Here is an 18,664-nt window from a genome sequence, read left to right on the forward strand (position 1 = left end):
ATTTAAATTAATGTAAAATAATATTAATGATGTGTTAATAAATGCAAAGGAGAGAAATGAATTGAAAATTAAAGTAAATAATAAAGTTAAGCTTTTTTTAAAGATAACTTTTATAGCAGTAGTATTAGTTTTAGTGGCCTTTGGATTTAAAAATATGTTTAAAGAATTTAATATGACCTATTTTAATATGTATAGAGATAAATTGCATTTTTTTAAGCTAACTCTAATTGCCATAGCTGGTATTATTGCATATATGCCTTTATCTATTTATGATTTTATTTTGAAAAAGAATGTTGGAATAGATATTAAGAATATAAAATTATATAAATATTCTTGGATAGCAAGTTCCATTGCAAGTTTACTTGGATTTGGAGGGGCTACATCCTTAGCTTTTAAGCAATATTTTTATGGAAGTCATGTTAAGGATAAAAAGAAGCTATTAAGAGAAATTGGAAAGATCATATTTTTAAACTTAACTGGATTGTCTGTATTATGTATAATTTATATTCTCTTAGAATTTAAAGATATACAAAATTTAGGGCTTATAAGATATGTGGTATATGGAGTTTCTGCCTATGCTCCTTTGGTTATTATAAATTCACTATATAATTATAAGAAGAAAAAGGACGAAGAGGGATTCACCTTAAAGGTTGTAGGCATATCCTTTATGGAATGGACCTTAAATATGCTACTTATATATTTAATATTAGCTATTACAGGGGCTCACATAAAGCTTACAGAATATTTTTATGTTTATGTAAGAGCTACAGCAGTTGGAATAGTTAGCATGGTTCCTGGAGGTCTTGGTACCTTTGACTTAACCTTTATAGATGGCTTTAAAGCCTTAGGAGTACCTATAGAGCAAACCTTTTTAGTAATAATACTTTATAGGATAAGTTATTTCATATTGCCAGCAGCAATAGGGGTAATTCTATATATTCATGAGTTTGGAATGAATTTCAAAGCCTTAATAAAAAGTAGAAAAAATAATGAGGATTAAGTTTAAATACAAAAATAGGTTATATAAATTTTAGTCAACTTTTTTTATTTACAATAATGTTATATAATGTTAAAAGAGTTCGGATAAAAGGAGAATATTATGGATAAAAAAATTAAGAGTCTATTTATTATTTTAATAATAATAGCTTTTGCTTCAACAATTATTCCATTAGGTGGTGTAGTTGCTGGAATAATAGCTATAGTATTATTTAATTACTTAAAGAAAAATAATATTTTGAATTTAAGTAATTTAGATTTAGAAAAAGTATTGAAGAAAAATGAGGAAGAATTAAAATCTATTAAAGATACTAAAGCTTCTGAATTACAGAAAATAGAAGAATTCAAAAAACAGTATGAAATATTAAATGATATTATGAATTTAGAAGATGTCAAAGGAAAACTTCAAATAAAGATAGCTGTTTTGAATGATGAGCTTAAGGAAGTTACAAATAAAATTAATATATCTGAAGAAATATTAAATTATGAAAATTTAGAAAAAGAGCTATATACATTTCAAGTTGGAGTATTTGAGAAAAAATATGAATATGATTTATCAGAAGAGTATAATGAGCAGTTAAAATTAAATAGATTAAATCAAAAAGAATTTATAAAGTCAGGAAAATCACTTAACAATTCTGAATTATATAAAATATTTAATAGCGATTTGAAGAATTCAGAAAGAAATAAACTTGAAAATAATCTTTGCAAGTTAATATTAAGAGCATTTAATAATGAATGTGATATTATAATAAATAAATTAACAATTTCTAATATAGATAATAGTAGAAAAAGATTAGAGGCAGCCAAAGAACAAATTAATAAATTAGTTTCATCATATAATATATCTATAAATATGGATTATTTTAAATTAAAAGTTGAAGAGTTGCAATTACAATATGAGTATTTAGTTAAGATACAAGAGGAACGTGAAGAACAAAGAGAAATAAAAGAAAGAATGAGAGAAGAGGCTAAGGTACAAGCTGAAATTAACAAGCTTGAAAAAGAAGCTGAGAAAGAAGAAAAAATGTATCAAAAGGCTTTAGAAAAAGTTAGAGCAGAATTAGAAAAAGCTAATGATGAAGAAAAGGCTAAATTAGAAATACAAGTTAAAAATTTAGAAGAAAATTTAAGACAAGCTGAAGAAAAAATGAAAAGAGCAGAATCAATGGCTCAGAAAACAAAAGCTGGATATGTTTATGTAATATCAAATATAGGTTCATTTGGTGAAGATATATATAAAATAGGATTAACAAGAAGACTTGATCCTATGGAAAGAGTTAAAGAATTAAGTGATGCATCAGTGCCATTTAAATTTGATGTACATGCTATGATTTATAGTGAAGATGCTCCTGCTTTAGAAAGGGAGTTACATAATCATTTTGCAAGCAAGAGATTAAATAAGGTTAATTTAAGAAAAGAATTTTTCAATGTTAAATTGTCAGATATAGAAGAAATAGTAAATAGAAAAATGAATACGACTATAAAATTTACTAAATTAGCTGAAGCACTAGAATATAGACAAAGTAAACTTATGTAGAAAAAATACTAGGTTTTTACCTAGTATTTTTTGTTTTCTTTTCTTAAATTTATATTAAATTTTACATTAAGTTATGTTAAATGTGGTAATTGTAACCTTTTCTATATTGATTTCATTTTTATTCTAAGATAGAATTCTTACAGATTTGTAATGCAAATGAAATATTAATCAATGGATTATTAAGAAAGGTAAAGTGTATAATAAATTTGGATTTTAAACATGGGGAGGACAAAAGGTGAAGTTAAATATAAAGATAAGTGACAAATTAAAATTATTTTTTAAGATAGCATTCGTTTCCGTAGTAATACTATTTATAGTTAGGGAATTTACTTCAGTATTTAAAAATTTCAACTCAGAATATTTCTTTATGTATAGAAATAAACTAGACTTTTTAAACCTATTAATAATTGCAGCATTAGGTATAATTTCTTACATTCCTTTATCTTTCTACGATTTTATTTTAAAGAGAAAAGTTGGAATAAGATTAAAAAATAGAAAGCTATATAAGTATTCTTGGATAGCAAGTTCCATTGCAAGTTTACTTGGATTTGGTGGAGCTACATCCTTAGCTTTTAAACAGTATTTTTATGGTGACTATGTAGATGATAAAAAGAAATTATTAAAAGAAATTGGTAAAATAGTAGCCTTAAACTTAACAGGCTTATCAATAGTTTGTTGTACATATATGGGGATTAGAATATCCTCTTGGAATAACCTAGGTATAATAAAATATGCCATAGGAATAATAGCTTTATATGCACCAGGATTTATAATTTACTCAGCTTATAAATATAGTAAAACAAAGGACAAGTTAGAGTTTTTCAGTACCTTAGGTATTATATTCATATCATTTTTAGAGTGGCTTACAACAATAATTCTAATTTATGCTACTTTAAGAATAACAGGAGCATCAATAAGTGTTTTAACTTTCTTACCAATATATATTGAAGCAGCAGTTGTTGGAATGATCAGTATGATTCCAGGGGGAATTGGTACCTTTGACTTAACATTTATGACTGGATTAGAGGTCTTAGGTATTCCTATAGAACAAACCCTATTAGTTATAATACTTTATAGAATAAGTTATTACATAGTTCCAGCTCTTATAGGTGTATTACTTTTTGTACATGATTTCGGTGGGAAAATAAATAAAAAGTTTAATGGATTGCCTTATGAGATAGTATCTAAGGTGGCTTATAAGATAGTGGTTTCTTTAGTATTTATATCAGGAGCTATTATTGTTTTATCAAATATAGCACCTCAATATTTATTAAAGATAAAATTATTAAAAGAAATTTTAGGTAAACAAGTATTAGGCTTATCAATTGGAATGAGCGTAGTATTAGGATTTTTAATAATGCTTGCAGCTCTTATGCTAAAATATAGGGCTAAAAGTATTTACAAAGCAAGTATGGTTTTATTTATATTAGGAATAATATTATCCTTAACAAAGGGAATTAATCCTTATGAATTAGTATTTTTAATTATTGTAGCTTACCTTTTATATTTAAGTAAGAGAATGTTCTACAGGGATAGTTTTGTTGTAAGTTGTAAAAATACCTTAATAGATTCAGGTATATTAATTGCATCTTTTTCAATTTATTTCTTTATTTTAATTACCTTTGGAACACATCTTAAATATGTAGGAATTGTTCGTAAAATGCCTTATAAGATGGCGTATAAATTTGGATTTATAGCCTTTGCTTTAGTAACTGTAATATATGTAGCTATTTACTTTTTAAATATAAGAAGAAAAATTCCTGTTAAGACCTTTGATGAATGTAGCGAATATGTAGAAAAGATAATAGAAGAATACAAGGGTGATTCCCTAACACATTTAGTATTTTTAAAGGACAAGTATATTTATTTAAATGAAGATAAGGACCTTTTCATTCAATATGAAGTCTATGGAGATAAACTTTTTGTTTTAGGAAATCCTGTGGGAAATAATGAAAATCTATTTAGGGAAATAGAAAAGTTTTGTGAGTATGCTGATAATTATGGTTACACACCAGTTTTTTATCAGGTTAATGATGAAATGATAAGTTACCTTCATTCTAATGGATATGATTTTATGAAAATTGGAGAAGAAGCTAAGGTTGATGTAAAAGAATTTAAAGTTGTAGGAAATAAAATGAAGAGCTTAAAAACTTCAAGAAGTAAGGTGACTAAGGAAGGTTATACTTTCCACATGGTTGAACCACCTTTTTCAAGGGGATTTTTAGATTCCTTAAGAGAAATATCAGATGAATGGTTAGATGGAAGAAAAGAAAAAGGATTTTCAGTGGGATTCTTTGATGAAGATTATTTAAATAAAGCTCCTATAGCTATTTTAAAGAATCGAGAGGGAGAAATAAAAGCCTTTGCTAATATAATGTATATGTATGATGATGAAAGCTTCTCAGTGGATCTAATGAGATTTAGTAAAAATACTCCAAGGGGAGTTATGGATTTTATGTTCATAAATTTAATTGAGTATGGAAAAGAAAAGGGCTATGAAATATTCAACATGGGAATGGCTCCTTTAGCAAATGTTGGTTTATCTAAGTATGCTTTCTGGAATGAAAAATTAGCCCTTCAATTCTATGAGAATGGACAAGCACTTTACTCCTTTAAAGGGTTAAGACGCTTTAAAGAGAAGTTTAGTCATAATTGGGAGTATAAATATATTGCTTACAGAAGAAATACATCTATACTAATAACAGTAATACAAGCAGCTATAGTTTGTTCAAGAAACAGAAATGTAGATGAAAGTATAGTTGTAAGAAACTTAAAAAGCTTAATTAAATAAAAAGTTGTATTTTAATAGGGTGTATCGTGAGATTTTTATTTATACAAAATTTAATTAAGAATAAAATATATGATTTCAAAAGGACCAATTTTAGGTCCTTTTAATTTTTAAATAACTTTTGCTTTAAGTGGATTATTAGTTTAAAATAAGCTTAAATAATATACTTTATATTAAAGAGGAGCTGAGAATATGAAAAAACTTAAATGGGGAATATTGGGACCAGGAAGTATAGCTAGAGATTTTGCACAGGCTTTAAATAGGGTTAATGGAGAGGTTTATGCAGTAGCTTCTAGAAATAAGGAAAGAGCAGAGAAATTTGCAAGAGAAAACAATGTTAAAAAAGCTTATGGAAGCTATGATGAGATTATAAAAGACAAGGATATAGATGTAGTGTATATAGCAACACCACACAGTAATCATTATGAGTACATTATAAAAAGTTTAAATAATAATAAGCATGTTCTATGTGAAAAGGCTATAACTGTAAATGAAAGAGAATTAGAAGAAGCCTTAAAAATAGCAAGAGAGAATAACTTAGTTTTAGAAGAAGCAATGACCTTATTTCATATGCCTTTATATGAAAAGGTTATAAAGAAGATAAATAATGAAGACTTAGGAAAAGTGAATATGGTTCAAGTTTCCTTTGGAAGCTTCAAGGAATATGATGAAAATAACAGATTCTTTAATCTTGATTTAGCTGGAGGAGCATTATTAGATATTGGAACTTATGCTTTATCTTTTGCAAGATATTTCTTATCTAGTATGCCAGAGGAAATCTTAAGTACAGTTAAGAAGGCTAAAACTGGTGTAGATGAAGAGTCTGGAATAATATTAAAGACAAAGGAAGATGAAGTTGCAACTATATCCCTAGCCTTTAGATCTAAAATGCCTAAGAGAGGAATTGTTTCCTGTGACAATGGATTTATAACAATTGATAATTTCCCAAGAGCTAATAAGGCAACCATAAACTACTTAGATGGTGCAGTAGAAGTTATAGAGTGTGGAGAAGAGGAAAAGGCCTTAGATTATGAAGTTATCTTTATGGAAGAGAGAATAAAGGAAAATAAAGAATCTAATAGTATAGATTTAACATATGATGTTACAAAAATTATGAATAAGGTTAGAAAAGACTGGGGAATTGTTTATCCCTTTGAAAAATAATTAAAGTTTTATAAAAGATTAAGCTTTATAATAGCTTTAATATTAAAAAATAATATATGAAATTAAAAGTCACCTAAAGAGTATAATGTATTATTAATATTTCTTAGGTGATTTAATTTGGATAGTAATGCTTTAAAAAAATATAAATCTTTAAATTATACAAATTTTAATAGTGATATGGATTCCTTTGTTAATTCAAATAATCTAGAAAGTAGTACTGATTATCTTTTAGTAACTAATTTAAAAACTAAATATACCTATGTTTATAAGAAGTCTAATAATAAGTGGATAAGGATGTATAAATGGATTAGCACAGTAGGTAAACCTTCTACACCTACTAGAAAAGGAATTTTCTTTATTAATGGAAGAAAGGCAGGATTTTCTGGAGCAGATTATTCAGTAAAGTATGCTACAAGAATAGTGGATGGCTATTATTATCACTCAATATTATATGATAAGACTGGAAAGAATATAAAAGATGGTAGGCTTGGTGAGGCATTAAGTCATGGATGTATTAGACTTAATCCAGATAATGCTAAATGGATATATGATAATATACCAGATAATACTACGGTTTTAATAGCTTAGATTACACATACTATTTTTGAACATTACTTTGAAAGGAGAAATTAGTATGGAGAAAATTCATTGTTTAGTAGATGGCTTAGGAAGTTCTACAAATAAGACTCAAGTTAAAAATGCTTTAGAAAATTTAGATGGTGTTCAAAAGGTATGTGTAGATGTAGCTAGAGGAAGTATAGAAGTTATGTTTAATGAGCATACAAGTGAGGGTGAAATTAAAAACTGCATAGAAAACACAGGATTTTCTATAAGAAGTTAGTAAGAGTTTTTAAAAGAAACTTTATTAAAATTATAATAAACCCTATAAAAATATTCCGAGTAATCACCATAAATTATATTGTGAATTTACTCGGAATATTTATTAAAACCTTTAAATCTCTTCTTAACTTAACGGGATTTAAGCCTTAGTTTTTATAACTTTTGAACATTAGTAGCCATTGGGCCTTTTTCACCTTCGCTTATATCAAAAGAAACACTTTCACCTTCATGTAAATCTTTTTCAGGTCCTTTTTCCTTCACTTGTGAGATATGTACAAATACATCATCACCTTCATCACAAGAAATAAAGCCATAGCCTTTCTCTTGATTAAACCATTTTACTATTCCAGTTCTACTACTCATAAATACATCTCCTTAAATTAAAAAAGTCTAAACACTAATAGTATTTCATATAATAGTAAATTTAAACATATTTCTTTTAGAAATTTTACTCTTATTTTAAATTAAAGTTCATATAAACATATTTTCTAAAAGGTAATTTATTATGAAAAGTAGAAGGATACTTAGTAATTTTTTATATTTACTTTTGTAATATTATTGTATATAGTTTACTGGAAGGTTTTGATAAAATTTTTATATTGAGAACTGGAGAAAGGAGATATATGTGAAGAGTTTAGTTATTAAGTTTATTTCAATTTTTTTAGGAATAATATGTATATTATATTACATCTTAGTTAATGCTTTAAGTGGAAAAACAACCTTTAGCTCTTTTTATTTAATTTTAGGAGTAGTCATTATATTATACACACTTTTTATAAATAAGCTTTTAAAATTACAGTGGTTTAAAACGGTGTACAAGCCTATGAAGATTTTAGCTCTTATATGCATAAGTATATTTATAATAGTAGAGGGAGCAATAATTTTCTATCCTAAAAAATCCTTAAAATCTTGTGATTATATAGTTGTTTTAGGGGCTGGAATAAGGGGAGAAAATTTAACCGCTACATTAAGAGACAGATTAGATAAGACCATAGAATATTTAGAGAAAACTGGATTTAATGGAGAGATTGTAGTATCTGGTGGACAAGGTCCTGGAGAAAGCATAACTGAGGCTTATGCAATGGAAAAATATCTAGTGGAAAATGGAGTGCCAAAGGATAAAATTGTACTTGAAAATAAAGCAACTAGTACATACGAAAATCTAAATTATTCTAAGAAGATCATAGAGAACTTAAGTGGAAAGCCTATAAAAGACTTAGATATTTTAATAGTTACCACAGATTTTCATGCTATGAGAAGCAATCTTTTAGCTAAAAGAAATGGATATAATAAGGCTTATTTATATACAAGTAAAACTCAGTGGTATTTAGTACCTTCTATGTATGCAAGAGAATTTTTTGCTTTTTGTAAATCATATTTTCTTGATAAGAGAATTTAGCTTTTATAAATATTAAAATTTTAATTGCTTAATTTAAATTAGACATGAGTTATGATTAAAATTTAGAATATAGAATTAAAATGAAAAGCAGATTAGAAAAAACTAATCTGCTTTTTATTTTGCATGTAGTTATATGAATAAAATGTAAAAGGAGAATCACAACACAAAGAAACAAATTACAGGTTATATAGTTTAAGAATATTCATAGAAGACACTACATGCTTGTGTAAAATAAGAAAAAGTGAGGTTAAAAATTACTAAATTATAATTTTTATTACTATATATTTATGAGCTATTTTTATGAAATATTACAAAATATAAAAAAAGAATGAAAATTTTTATTTACAAATTGTTTTAATATACTTAATATAATATATAGAAATAATATTTTGAAACTTTTATTGCATTTTGGAGGTGGTATGAATGGAAAGCGTTCCCCCTAGTAGGAACTTAAGATTAAAATTAAAAATAAGAGGAATGGTACATTTATATACCTTTAAGGAGCAAATTATCCTATAGATAGTTATTATTCCTCTTATTTAAGGAAAAGAGGAAATGATATGAATAAAAGAATAACAAAAGAAAAGCTAAAGGATATTTTAGCTAAATATCCAAGTAATAAATTTGATTCTCTAGATGATATACATCCAGCTGATATAGTTGATCTTTTAGAGGAGAATGAGGAAAATATTAAGCTTATAAAAAAACTTCCAGAAAATATGATTGCAGATATTATAGATTTTGCGAAGGATGATGACAAGGTAAATATATTAAAAAGTTTACCTGAAGAAAAGAAGAAGAAGGTTTTAAATTTAATAGCTTCAGATGAACTTACAGACCTTATGGCAAGCTTAAATCGTGAAGAAACTAGTAAATTACTTTCAAGTATGCCAGTTCAAGATGCTAAGGATTTAAGAAAATTATTAACATATGCACCAGATACAGCTGGTGGTGTTATGGCCACAGAGTTTATTTCTATAAAGGATACTATGAGTGTAAAAGAAACCTTAGAGTACCTTCAATTAGAAGCTCCAAAGGCTGAATCAGCTTATTACATATATGTTGTAGATGACTTAGGAATATTACAAGGGGTAGTTTCTTTAAGAGAACTTGTAATAAGTAAGTTTGACGAAAAAATTTCAGAGATTGTGAATAAAAACGTCATAAGTGTTCCTTTTGATATGGATCAAGAAGAGGTTGCAAATATATTTGATAAATATGGACTTTTAACAATACCAGTTGTTGATTATAAAGATATGCTTTTAGGTATAATAACAATTGATGATGTTATTGAAATTATAAAAGAAGAAACAACAGAAGATATACACCGTCTAGGTGGTGTAGATGGAGAAGAAAAAGTTGATAGTACAGTAAAAGAATCTGTAAAAAGTAGATTACCATGGTTATTTGTTAACCTAATAACTGCTTTCTTAGCTTCTGCCACTGTTGGACTTTTTGAAGGAACTATTAGCAAGGTTGTAATTTTAGCTACATTTATGCCTATTGTTGCAGGTATGGGTGGAAATGGAGGAACTCAAACCTTAACAATTATAGTAAGAGGTATAGCCTTAGGAGAATTAACTTTTAAAAATGCAAAGAGAATTTTCTTTAAGGAAATTGGAGTTGGTATTTTAACAGGGGCTGCCACTGGATTAGTAACTGCAATAGTTGCTGTTTTATGGTCAGGAAAACCTGCAATTGGAATAGTAATAGGATTAGCTATGATATTAAATATGACTGCTGCTACCTTTGCAGGATATTTAGTACCAGTTGTTTTAAAGAAATTAAAAATAGATCCAGCTTTAGCTTCTGCCGTGTTTGTTACAACAGTAACTGATGTATGTGGATTTTTCTTCTTCTTAGGTTTAGGAACTTTATTCTTACCATATTTAACTTAGATTATTATTTTTATTAAGAGGGTGGAATTAATGAAGAAGAGTTTTAGAAGTAAAAACATTTTATTAGTGGTAATTTTAGCACTTTTAGTATTTGTAGGAGGCAATATTTATTTTAGTAATCCTGACAATTTAGCAAGATTAGAGGTTGGTAACAATCCTCAAGGAATAATGAGCATACAAGAAAGTAATAATTAAAAAGGTGCTGTATCAAAGTAGATTTTAATAAAATCTTTGATACAGCACCTTTTATTTTGTTATTTGTTATTTTTTTTAGATTGAATATATTCAATTACAGAAATTATAAGGCATATAAAACATGAAATAGCAACTAAAATATATACAAATCTCATTCCAGAAATAAATATATCAGGTCTATTAGGAACAGATCCTAAAACTCTAAATCCAGCTAACTTACTCATTTTTGCATATAAAATAGAGGTTGAAGCTGATACTCCAAAGGCAAGACCTAAATTCCTTATTAAGGCATTAGTACCTCCTGCTATTCCAAGCTTATCCTTAGGAACAGAGGACATTATAAGGTTTGTATTTGGAGATTGGAATAATCCATTTGAAAAACCTAATAAAGATAACATAAGGAATATGGATGTTTCACTTGAGTTACTATTTAATGATGATAATAAAATCATTGAAACTCCTGTTAAGAATAATCCTATTAAAGTAAGTATTTTACTTCCTATTTTATCTGATAATGTTCCACTAAGTGGTGCAATAACAAATAATACAATTGGATAAGCCGTCATTATAACTGAAATTTTTCCAGGACTATAGCCTAAAATGTCATTTAAGTAAAAGGGTTGAATAACATTAATTGTATTTATTGCAGTAAAGGAAATAAATGCACATATTAAGCTTACTGAGAATATTGGCTTTTTAAATAAGCTTAAATGAAGCATAGGATTCTTTATCTTGTTTTCATAGATTAAGAATAAAGCAAGAATAATAAGTCCAATTATTAATCCTAGGATTACATATATGCTAGTAAAGCCTAAATGTTGGCTAATTAATATTGATGTAAATATAAGAATTGTAGCAATGAAAAACATTGTTGCTCCAGGCTTATCCATTGACTCAGATTCCTTAGGAATTCTTATTGGTAGATATTTTTTAGCGAATATGTAGCAAATTATACCTATAGGTACATTTATTAAGAAAATATAGTGCCAAGTGAAATATGTAACTATGAATCCACCTAATGCTGGACCTAATATAGAACCTAAGGCAACAAAGGAACCAGAGATACCTAAAGCTTTTCCTCTTTCCTTAGGAGGGAAAACATCTGTTATAATACCTTGGTTAGTGGACATTAACATAGCGGCACCAATAGCTTGCACAACTCTAGATAATACTAGAATAGGAAGTGATGGGGATATTCCGCAAAGGAAAGATCCAAGAACAAATATTAAAATCCCTTTTATAAATACTGAACTTTTTGAATGCATATCTCCTAATCTACCAAAGATTAAAATTGATGCAGAAATTATTATTAAATATGAACTTACAATCCATTCAGTTCCAGCCATAGTTGCACCAAGTTCTTTTTGAAGAATTGGAAGGGCTACATTAACTATGCTACTGTCTAAACATGCCATGAATGGTTGCATTACTAATACTGCTAATATAAACCATCTGTTTTTATAAACTAAATCTTCATTGTTTTTAGAGTTTTCATTAGCATTATTCACCTAATCATCTCCTTTATTAAATTTTAATTAAATTTTTGTTAAACATTAACTATACAATTATAAAACGACAAAATTTTATTGTCAAAATTGAAAAAACTCATATTTTTCATGTATAAAGGCCTTTTATGAATTAAAAAATATTAAATTTCTAATAATTACTTCCTTTATTAAAAGTTGACTTTAATTAAAATATGCTTACCTAAAAATATTGTTTTAATTTGGAAGAGGGAAAATATCCTATGTTATTATTCATATAAAAGTGTTAGAATAGATACAAAGGAAATAAGTTACATCAAGGGAGGACTTAATATGCTTAAGGTATTTTTTTCTTTTAAAAAACATTTTATAGAACATAAGCTATTGATTCTTTCAGTGGTTCTTTCACTATTTATGTCTAGCATATTAAAATGGAGTTTCTTCAAATATATAGTTGGTATATTATCTTTTTGTATGATTATGCTAGACTATAAAGAGAGTTTAGATAATTTTGTTGAAAGCAAAAAATTAATATATAAAAAGTATATAAGGAATATATTCTTTTTAGTTGATAGTTTAATTGTAGGATTTATAATAAATGAAGTATTTTGGATACTTACTAAAAATGAAATATTTCAATTTAAAGAAGGGGTTTTAAAGAGTACATTAATAACAACAATAAGTATAATAGCCATAGTTAATATTGTTTATGCACTTTTTCTAGAAAAATTAGATTTTGAAGACATAAAGTGGATAAGTATTGTCTTAACTTTATTTATAATGAATAGCAATGTTATTAATGGAACAATAAACAGTTTATACATAATTCAAAGTAAGGATGGATTAAATTTAATTATTACCTTAATAATTGTTTTAGGTATATTTTTTATTAGCTATTATATATTTAAAACTTTGATTTTACAAAGTATTAAATTAAAAAAATAAATATAAAAATAGGTATTGGGAAGAATAATAATAAATTATTTCAAATATGAGGAGGTAAAAAATGAAAAATAATTTTTTAAAACACAAAAAAAGTCCATTAATGTATCCAGATTACTGTGGATCATCTTCAACTAAAGGGGAAGGTTTTAAATTAAAACCTTTAGATTATCCTTATGATGCTTTAGAGCCATCAATAGATGCAGAAACAGTAAAAATTCATCATGACAAACATCAACAAGCTTATGTAGATAAGTTAAATAAAGCTTTAGAAAAACATCCTGAGCTTTATGGCAAAAGCTTATACGATATTTTAAGCAATTTAGATGATATGCCAGAGGATATTATGGCTGATTTAGTAAATCAAGGTGGTGGAGTTTATAACCATGAATTCTACTGGAGCATTTTAGGAAAAGGATGTAATAGACCAGTTGCTGAAATAGCAGATGCTATAGACAGAGATTTTGGTTCTTTTGAAGAATTCAAAGAAAAGTTTAAACAATGTGGAATCTCTACCTTTGGTTCAGGTTGGGCATGGTTAGTTAGTGATAAAGATGGAAAGTTAGAAATCATGTCAACTAAGGATCAATCATCTCCTATTTCTTTAGGATTAATTCCTATATTAACAATGGATGTTTGGGAACATGCTTATTATTTAAAATATCAAAATAGACGTCCAGAGTATATAGACTATTTCTTCGATATAATAAACTGGAAAAAGTGTGAAGAATATTATAACAATAGATAATAGAAAAATATTATAAAATATGTAATAAATCATAGAAAGAGCGTGTATTAAAGTGGTTTTTAAATAAAATTTACTTTAATACACGCTTTTTTAAATATTATATGGTAATATTTGTAAAATTATTGTAGTATACATATTATGTGAATGGTAAATTTAAAATTATACTTAGGGAGAAAAGCTGTTAAGTTTTTTATAAAAAATAACTTAAGGACTGAAAGATAGGGGGAAATTATGGCGCAATATAAATTTATGAGAAAAAATCTTTCAAAATATAAATCTTATTTATTAACTTCAATTTATGGATTAACGTCAGAATCATCAAAGGGAGTAAAGGATTATATTAGTAAAGAGTCAACTAAGAAAAATATTGATGGAGAAGTTATAGACTTAAAGGAAAAACTAAAAAGGGGATTAGAGTTTAACAATAAGGATATTACAAATCCTAAGTTTATTCTAGAAGGGAATATAGAATTTAGAAAAATATTAAGCATTGAAATATTAAAAAGTAATGGGTTAGAAATAGTTGTTGATAGAGAATTTCCTAATATAGTTCAATATAAAATAGGAGAGAAGATCCTTAAGGGAGCAAGAAAATCAAGGGATGAATTTTTAATAAATGGAAGTAGATTTAAACCTAAAGTAACCTCAGAAAAAATTTATGACCATATTGAAGGAGAGTATTATTTATATAGATTGAATTTTAGAAATATAAATGTAGAGATGGCAATATCTTTTAAAATAATTGATAATACAGTTAAACTTCAGTTTGAAGAAATAAATGAAAAGGGGGAGTTTAAGATTTATAAAATACAAATTCCAAATCATAATCTTATAAGCATAAATGAAGAGGAAGAAAATCTAGATATTACTACAGCAAGAGCTCATGGAATATTAAGTTCTAATGATTACTTTTATGATTTAAGAGAAAAAGAAGTTGATCAGAATCCAGTTCATCAGACTATGGCATTTTTAGATAATGGAGGATTAGTTGCATCTTTAGAGAATAATGTCCTTGATTATGAGAAACAAGTATATTATCAAACAACTTTAAATGAAGGGGTTAAAGAAGCAAGTCTTTGGAATGGTTCATGGACATATAGGGAGAAATTAAGTGACTCAGATGGTGGAACTTTTAGTGGAGTAACTGAATTACCTTGGTCAAGAATTGTAATTTCAGGAGATAAAAATAATGATGATTTAGTTGACTAATTCTTTAGATGGTTTTGGACAAATGATGCTTATTAAAGGGTATGAATCAGAGGGGCATCATAGTTCTCACCAAGACTATGGTAATAATTTTAATAAAAGAACTAGTTGAGTAGAAGAATTTAATGAAATGTCTAAGGTTGTTTAAGAAAAATATAATATCTTAGTTGGGGTTCATATAAATATGAGAGAAATATATCTAATGATGTTAACTATTTATAATAAGAAAGTTTAATAAACTATGGGAAAAACTAATTGGAGTGAAACAAGTATAGTTAGAGATAAGGGATTTTATAGATATAAATTTAAAGAAACCTTAACTTTAAGAACAAAAAGGTAATAATAAAAATTGGGAGGAAAAAATTATCCTTCTAATTTTTTTAACTATTTACAATACTTGTAAACGATATTATAATTGTAATGTAAATATTTTGAAGTAGGAGGGGACTATGAAAAGAAAAATGCTTAAAAGACTTTTAACTTCAGCTTTTGCTTGTATATTTATTGCAAATGGCTTAATAACTACTACTGTAAGAGCTGTAGGACCTAAAACTGGGGAAGAAAACCAGGTTTTAGTTCCAAATTTAAATCCAACACCAGAAAATTTAGAGGTTGTAGGAGATGGATTTAAGATAACTTCTTCTATAAATTTAGTTGGTGAGGAAGAGGCAGATGAGAATGCAGTAAATGCTTTAAGGGAATTCTTAACTGCAAACAACATAGAAATAAATAGTGAAAATGATCCAAATTCAACTACCCTTATAATAGGTGAGGTTGATGATGATATTCCTGAGTTAGATGAAGCTTTAAATGGAACTACAGCAGAAAATTTAAAAGAAGAGGGATATGCTTTAGTTTCAAATGATGGGAAAATAGCTATTGAGGGTAAAGATGGAGATGGAACTTTCTATGGAGTTCAAACATTTAAGCAATTAGTTAAGGAATCTAATATACCAGAAGTAAATATAACTGATTATCCAACAGTTAGTGCTAGAGGTATTGTAGAAGGTTTTTATGGAACTCCTTGGACACATCAAGATAGATTAGATCAGATTAAATTTTATGGAGAAAATAAATTAAACACATATATTTATGCTCCTAAAGATGATCCATATCACAGAGAAAAATGGAGAGATCCATATCCAGAAAGTGAAATGCAAAGAATGCAAGAACTTATAAATGCTTCTGCTGAAAATAAGGTTGATTTTGTTTTTGGTATTTCTCCAGGAATAGATATAAGATTTGATGGAGATGCGGGAGAAGAAGATTTTCAACATTTAATAACAAAGGCAGAATCTTTATATAACATGGGAGTAAGAAGCTTTGCAATCTATTGGGATGATATTCAAGATAAGAGTGCAGCTAAACATGCTCAAGTTTTAAATAGATTTAATGAAGAATTTGTAAAGGCTAAAGGGGATGTAAAACCATTAATAACAGTTCCAACAGAGTATGATACTGGAGCTATGGTAAGTAATGGACAACCTAGAGCTTATACTAGAATTTTTGCAGAAACTGTTGATCCTAGTATAGAAGTTATGTGGACTGGCCCTGGAGTTGTTACAAATGAAATTCCTTTAAGTGATGCACAACTTATAAGTGGAATATACAATAGAAATATGGCAGTATGGTGGAATTATCCAGTAACAGATTATTTTAAAGGTAAACTTGCCTTAGGACCAATGCATGGATTAGATAAAGGATTAAATCAATATGTAGATTTCTTTACTGTAAATCCAATGGAGCATGCTGAGCTTTCAAAAATATCAATACACACAGCTGCGGACTATAGCTGGAATATGGATAACTATGATTATAATAAGGCTTGGAATAGAGCAATTGATATGCTTTATGGTGATTTAGCAGAAGATATGAAGGTATTTGCAAACCATTCAACAAGAATGGACAATAAAACTTGGGCTAAATCAGGAAGAGAAGATGCTCCAGAGCTTAGAGCAAAAATGGATGAGTTATGGAATAAGTTATCTTCTAAAGAAGATGCAAGTGCTCTTATAGAAGAGTTATATGGCGAGTTTGCAAGAATGGAAGAAGCTTGTAATAATCTAAAGGCGAATTTGCCTGAAGTTGCTTTAGAAGAATGCTCAAGACAACTTGATGAACTTATTACTTTAGCTCAAGGGGATAAGGCTTCATTAGATATGATTGTAGCTCAATTAAATGAAGATACAGAGGCTTATGAAAGTGCTAAAGAAATTGCACAAAATAAATTAAATACAGCCTTAAGTAGCTTTGCAGTTATATCTGAAAAGGTTGCTCAATCATTTATACAAGAAGCTTTAAGTTTTGATTTAACATTAATAAATCCAAGAACAGTAAAGATAACAGCTTCATCAGAAGAGACTTCAGGGGAAAATGCACCAGCTTCTTTTGCTTCAGATGGTGATATGAATACTTTCTGGCATAGTAAATGGTCATCACCTGCTCATGAAGGTCCTCATCATTTAACTTTAGAATTAGATAATGTATATGAAATAAATAAAGTTAAATATGCTCCAAGACAAGATAGTAAAAATGGAAGAATAACAGGGTATAAAGTATCTGTTAGTTTAGATGGAGAAAACTTTACAGAAGTTAAAACTGGAACTTTAGAAGATAATGCAGCTATTAAATTTATAGAATTTGATAGTGTTGATGCTAAATATGTAAGATTAGATGTTACAGATAGCGTTTCAGATCAAGCAAATGGTAGAGGAAAATTTGCTACTGCTGCAGAGGTTAATGTTCATGGAAAGTTAAAAGAAAATGCTGAGGTAACAGGAAGTGTATCTCTTGAAGCTTTAGAGGAAGTTCAAGTTGGAGAAAACTTAGAAGTTGGAGTGGGTATAGACGAATTAGTAAATGCAGAAGCTTTTGCTTATGATTTTACACTAAATTATGATGAAAATGCCTTTGAATATGTAGAAGCAATTTCTGATGATGGAGTATTTGTAAATGCTAAGAAAATAGAAGATGGAAAGGTTAGAGTGCTTGTAAGTTCTTTAACTGGAGAACCATTGCCAGCTAAAGAAGTTTTAGCTAAGGTTGTCCTAAGAGCAGAAGCTAAAGCAGAAGGAAGTAATTTAAGTGTAACCAATTCATCAGTTGGAGATGGAGAAGGATTAGTTCATGAGATTGCAGGAACTGAAAAAACAGTTAATATAATAGAAGGAACTAGTCCAGAAATTGTTGTAAATCCAGTAAGAGATTTTAAAGCATCAGAAATAAATAAAAAGAATGTAACTGTAACTTGGACAGAACCAGAAACAACAGAAGGCTTAGAAGGATATATTCTTTATAAGGATGGTAAAAAGGTAGCTGAAATAGGCAAGGATGAAACTTCTTATACATTTAAAAAGTTAAATAGACATACAATCTATAACTTTAAGATTGCAGCTAAATATTCAAATGGGGAAGTTTCAAGTAAAGAAAGCCTAACTTTAAGAACTGCAAGATAGTAATACAAA

At 27.6% G+C, this 18,664-nt stretch carries 16 protein-coding genes; 14 read left to right on the forward strand and 2 right to left on the reverse strand.

Features of this window, described 5'->3' with window-relative positions; translation table 11 throughout:
• Positions 1–61 precede the first annotated feature (61 nt).
• The 6 genes from I6G60_RS09185 (at position 62) to I6G60_RS09210 (ending at position 7,329) form a co-directional block, all read left to right on the forward strand.
• Positions 62–1,000, forward strand: coding sequence for a flippase-like domain-containing protein (locus tag I6G60_RS09185; protein ID WP_197925261.1), 939 nt, complete (start codon positions 62–64; stop codon positions 998–1,000).
• Between the two features lie 99 nt (positions 1,001–1,099).
• Positions 1,100–2,536: a DUF4041 domain-containing protein gene (locus I6G60_RS09190; protein WP_003456581.1), complete on the forward strand. Its 1,437-nt coding sequence runs from the start codon at positions 1,100–1,102 to the stop codon at positions 2,534–2,536.
• Positions 2,537–2,771: 235 nt separating this feature from the next.
• A complete protein-coding gene (mprF, locus tag I6G60_RS09195) occupies positions 2,772–5,327 on the forward strand; it encodes a bifunctional lysylphosphatidylglycerol flippase/synthetase MprF (RefSeq protein WP_110077454.1) in 2,556 nt (851 codons plus the stop codon).
• A gap of 189 nt (positions 5,328–5,516) precedes the next feature.
• Positions 5,517–6,488: a Gfo/Idh/MocA family protein gene (locus tag I6G60_RS09200; RefSeq protein ID WP_049039227.1), complete on the forward strand. Its 972-nt coding sequence runs from the start codon at positions 5,517–5,519 to the stop codon at positions 6,486–6,488.
• A 117-nt stretch (positions 6,489–6,605) separates the two neighbouring features.
• The gene (locus I6G60_RS09205; RefSeq protein WP_003456429.1) at positions 6,606–7,076 is read left to right on the forward strand and encodes a L,D-transpeptidase; all 471 of its coding nucleotides are present in this window, start codon (positions 6,606–6,608) and stop codon (positions 7,074–7,076) included.
• 46 nt (positions 7,077–7,122) lie between these two features.
• Complete coding sequence (locus I6G60_RS09210; RefSeq protein ID WP_003467361.1) at positions 7,123–7,329, forward strand: heavy-metal-associated domain-containing protein; 207 nt, start codon at positions 7,123–7,125, stop codon at positions 7,327–7,329.
• 152 nt (positions 7,330–7,481) lie between these two features.
• Here the strand turns inward: I6G60_RS09210 and I6G60_RS09215 are convergent, their stop codons facing one another.
• Positions 7,482–7,691 (reverse strand): cold-shock protein, encoded by a 210-nt coding sequence (locus tag I6G60_RS09215; RefSeq protein ID WP_003452066.1) that lies wholly within the window; start codon positions 7,689–7,691, stop codon positions 7,482–7,484.
• Positions 7,692–7,953: 262 nt separating this feature from the next.
• On the opposite strand from I6G60_RS09215, the gene I6G60_RS09220 reads away from it, so the two are divergent.
• The 3 genes from I6G60_RS09220 to I6G60_RS09230 all read left to right on the forward strand — a co-directional run bounded on the left by I6G60_RS09220 (position 7,954) and on the right by I6G60_RS09230 (position 10,820).
• Positions 7,954–8,727, forward strand: a complete 774-nt coding sequence (locus tag I6G60_RS09220) for a YdcF family protein (protein WP_003467364.1) — start codon at positions 7,954–7,956, stop codon at positions 8,725–8,727.
• Positions 8,728–9,287: 560 nt separating this feature from the next.
• Complete coding sequence (gene mgtE, locus I6G60_RS09225; protein ID WP_003452139.1) at positions 9,288–10,625, forward strand: magnesium transporter; 1,338 nt, start codon at positions 9,288–9,290, stop codon at positions 10,623–10,625.
• 30 nt (positions 10,626–10,655) lie between these two features.
• Entirely contained in the window at positions 10,656–10,820 is a 165-nt protein-coding gene (locus I6G60_RS09230; protein WP_003452100.1) for a hypothetical protein, read from the forward strand.
• A gap of 59 nt (positions 10,821–10,879) precedes the next feature.
• On the opposite strand, the gene I6G60_RS09235 is transcribed toward I6G60_RS09230, so the two are convergent.
• A complete protein-coding gene (locus I6G60_RS09235; RefSeq protein WP_197925262.1) occupies positions 10,880–12,328 on the reverse strand; it encodes an MFS transporter in 1,449 nt (482 codons plus the stop codon).
• Between the two features lie 309 nt (positions 12,329–12,637).
• On the opposite strand from I6G60_RS09235, the gene I6G60_RS09240 reads away from it, so the two are divergent.
• From I6G60_RS09240 to nagJ, 5 genes are all read left to right on the forward strand, one after another.
• Positions 12,638–13,249 carry a hypothetical protein gene (locus tag I6G60_RS09240; protein WP_011010339.1) on the forward strand — a complete coding sequence of 204 codons (612 nt, stop codon included), beginning with the start codon at positions 12,638–12,640 and terminating at the stop codon, positions 13,247–13,249.
• Positions 13,250–13,310: 61 nt separating this feature from the next.
• A complete protein-coding gene (locus tag I6G60_RS09245; protein WP_164786772.1) occupies positions 13,311–13,994 on the forward strand; it encodes a superoxide dismutase in 684 nt (227 codons plus the stop codon).
• A gap of 231 nt (positions 13,995–14,225) precedes the next feature.
• Positions 14,226–15,203 carry a hypothetical protein gene (locus I6G60_RS09250; RefSeq protein ID WP_164786773.1) on the forward strand — a complete coding sequence of 326 codons (978 nt, stop codon included), beginning with the start codon at positions 14,226–14,228 and terminating at the stop codon, positions 15,201–15,203.
• Positions 15,204–15,228: 25 nt separating this feature from the next.
• A complete protein-coding gene (locus tag I6G60_RS09255) occupies positions 15,229–15,312 on the forward strand; it encodes an endo-alpha-N-acetylgalactosaminidase family protein (RefSeq protein ID WP_243283791.1) in 84 nt (27 codons plus the stop codon).
• 337 nt (positions 15,313–15,649) lie between these two features.
• The gene (gene nagJ, locus I6G60_RS09260) at positions 15,650–18,655 is read left to right on the forward strand and encodes an O-GlcNAc hydrolase NagJ (RefSeq protein ID WP_197925264.1); all 3,006 of its coding nucleotides are present in this window, start codon (positions 15,650–15,652) and stop codon (positions 18,653–18,655) included.
• Positions 18,656–18,664: the final 9 nt, after the last annotated feature.

It is taken from the genome of Clostridium perfringens (assembly GCF_016027375.1).
In the GTDB taxonomy this organism is placed as follows: Bacteria; Bacillota; Clostridia; order Clostridiales; family Clostridiaceae; genus Sarcina; species Sarcina perfringens.

Excerpts from the sequence above, each read along its gene's own strand:
- I6G60_RS09190 (WP_003456581.1), top strand. The coding sequence starts at position 1,100 with ATGGATAAAAAAATTAAGAGTCTATTTATTATTTTAATAATAATAGCT.
- I6G60_RS09200 (WP_049039227.1), top strand. The coding sequence starts at position 5,517 with ATGAAAAAACTTAAATGGGGAATATTGGGACCAGGAAGTATAGCTAGA.
- I6G60_RS09210 (WP_003467361.1), top strand. The coding sequence starts at position 7,123 with ATGGAGAAAATTCATTGTTTAGTAGATGGCTTAGGAAGTTCTACAAAT.
- I6G60_RS09215 (WP_003452066.1), bottom strand. The coding sequence starts at position 7,691 with ATGAGTAGTAGAACTGGAATAGTAAAATGGTTTAATCAAGAGAAAGGC.
- mgtE (WP_003452139.1), top strand. The coding sequence starts at position 9,288 with ATGAATAAAAGAATAACAAAAGAAAAGCTAAAGGATATTTTAGCTAAA.
- I6G60_RS09230 (WP_003452100.1), top strand. The coding sequence starts at position 10,656 with ATGAAGAAGAGTTTTAGAAGTAAAAACATTTTATTAGTGGTAATTTTA.
- I6G60_RS09240 (WP_011010339.1), top strand. The coding sequence starts at position 12,638 with ATGCTTAAGGTATTTTTTTCTTTTAAAAAACATTTTATAGAACATAAG.
- I6G60_RS09245 (WP_164786772.1), top strand. The coding sequence starts at position 13,311 with ATGAAAAATAATTTTTTAAAACACAAAAAAAGTCCATTAATGTATCCA.
- I6G60_RS09250 (WP_164786773.1), top strand. The coding sequence starts at position 14,226 with ATGGCGCAATATAAATTTATGAGAAAAAATCTTTCAAAATATAAATCT.
- I6G60_RS09255 (WP_243283791.1), top strand. The coding sequence starts at position 15,229 with ATGCTTATTAAAGGGTATGAATCAGAGGGGCATCATAGTTCTCACCAA.
- nagJ (WP_197925264.1), top strand. The coding sequence starts at position 15,650 with ATGAAAAGAAAAATGCTTAAAAGACTTTTAACTTCAGCTTTTGCTTGT.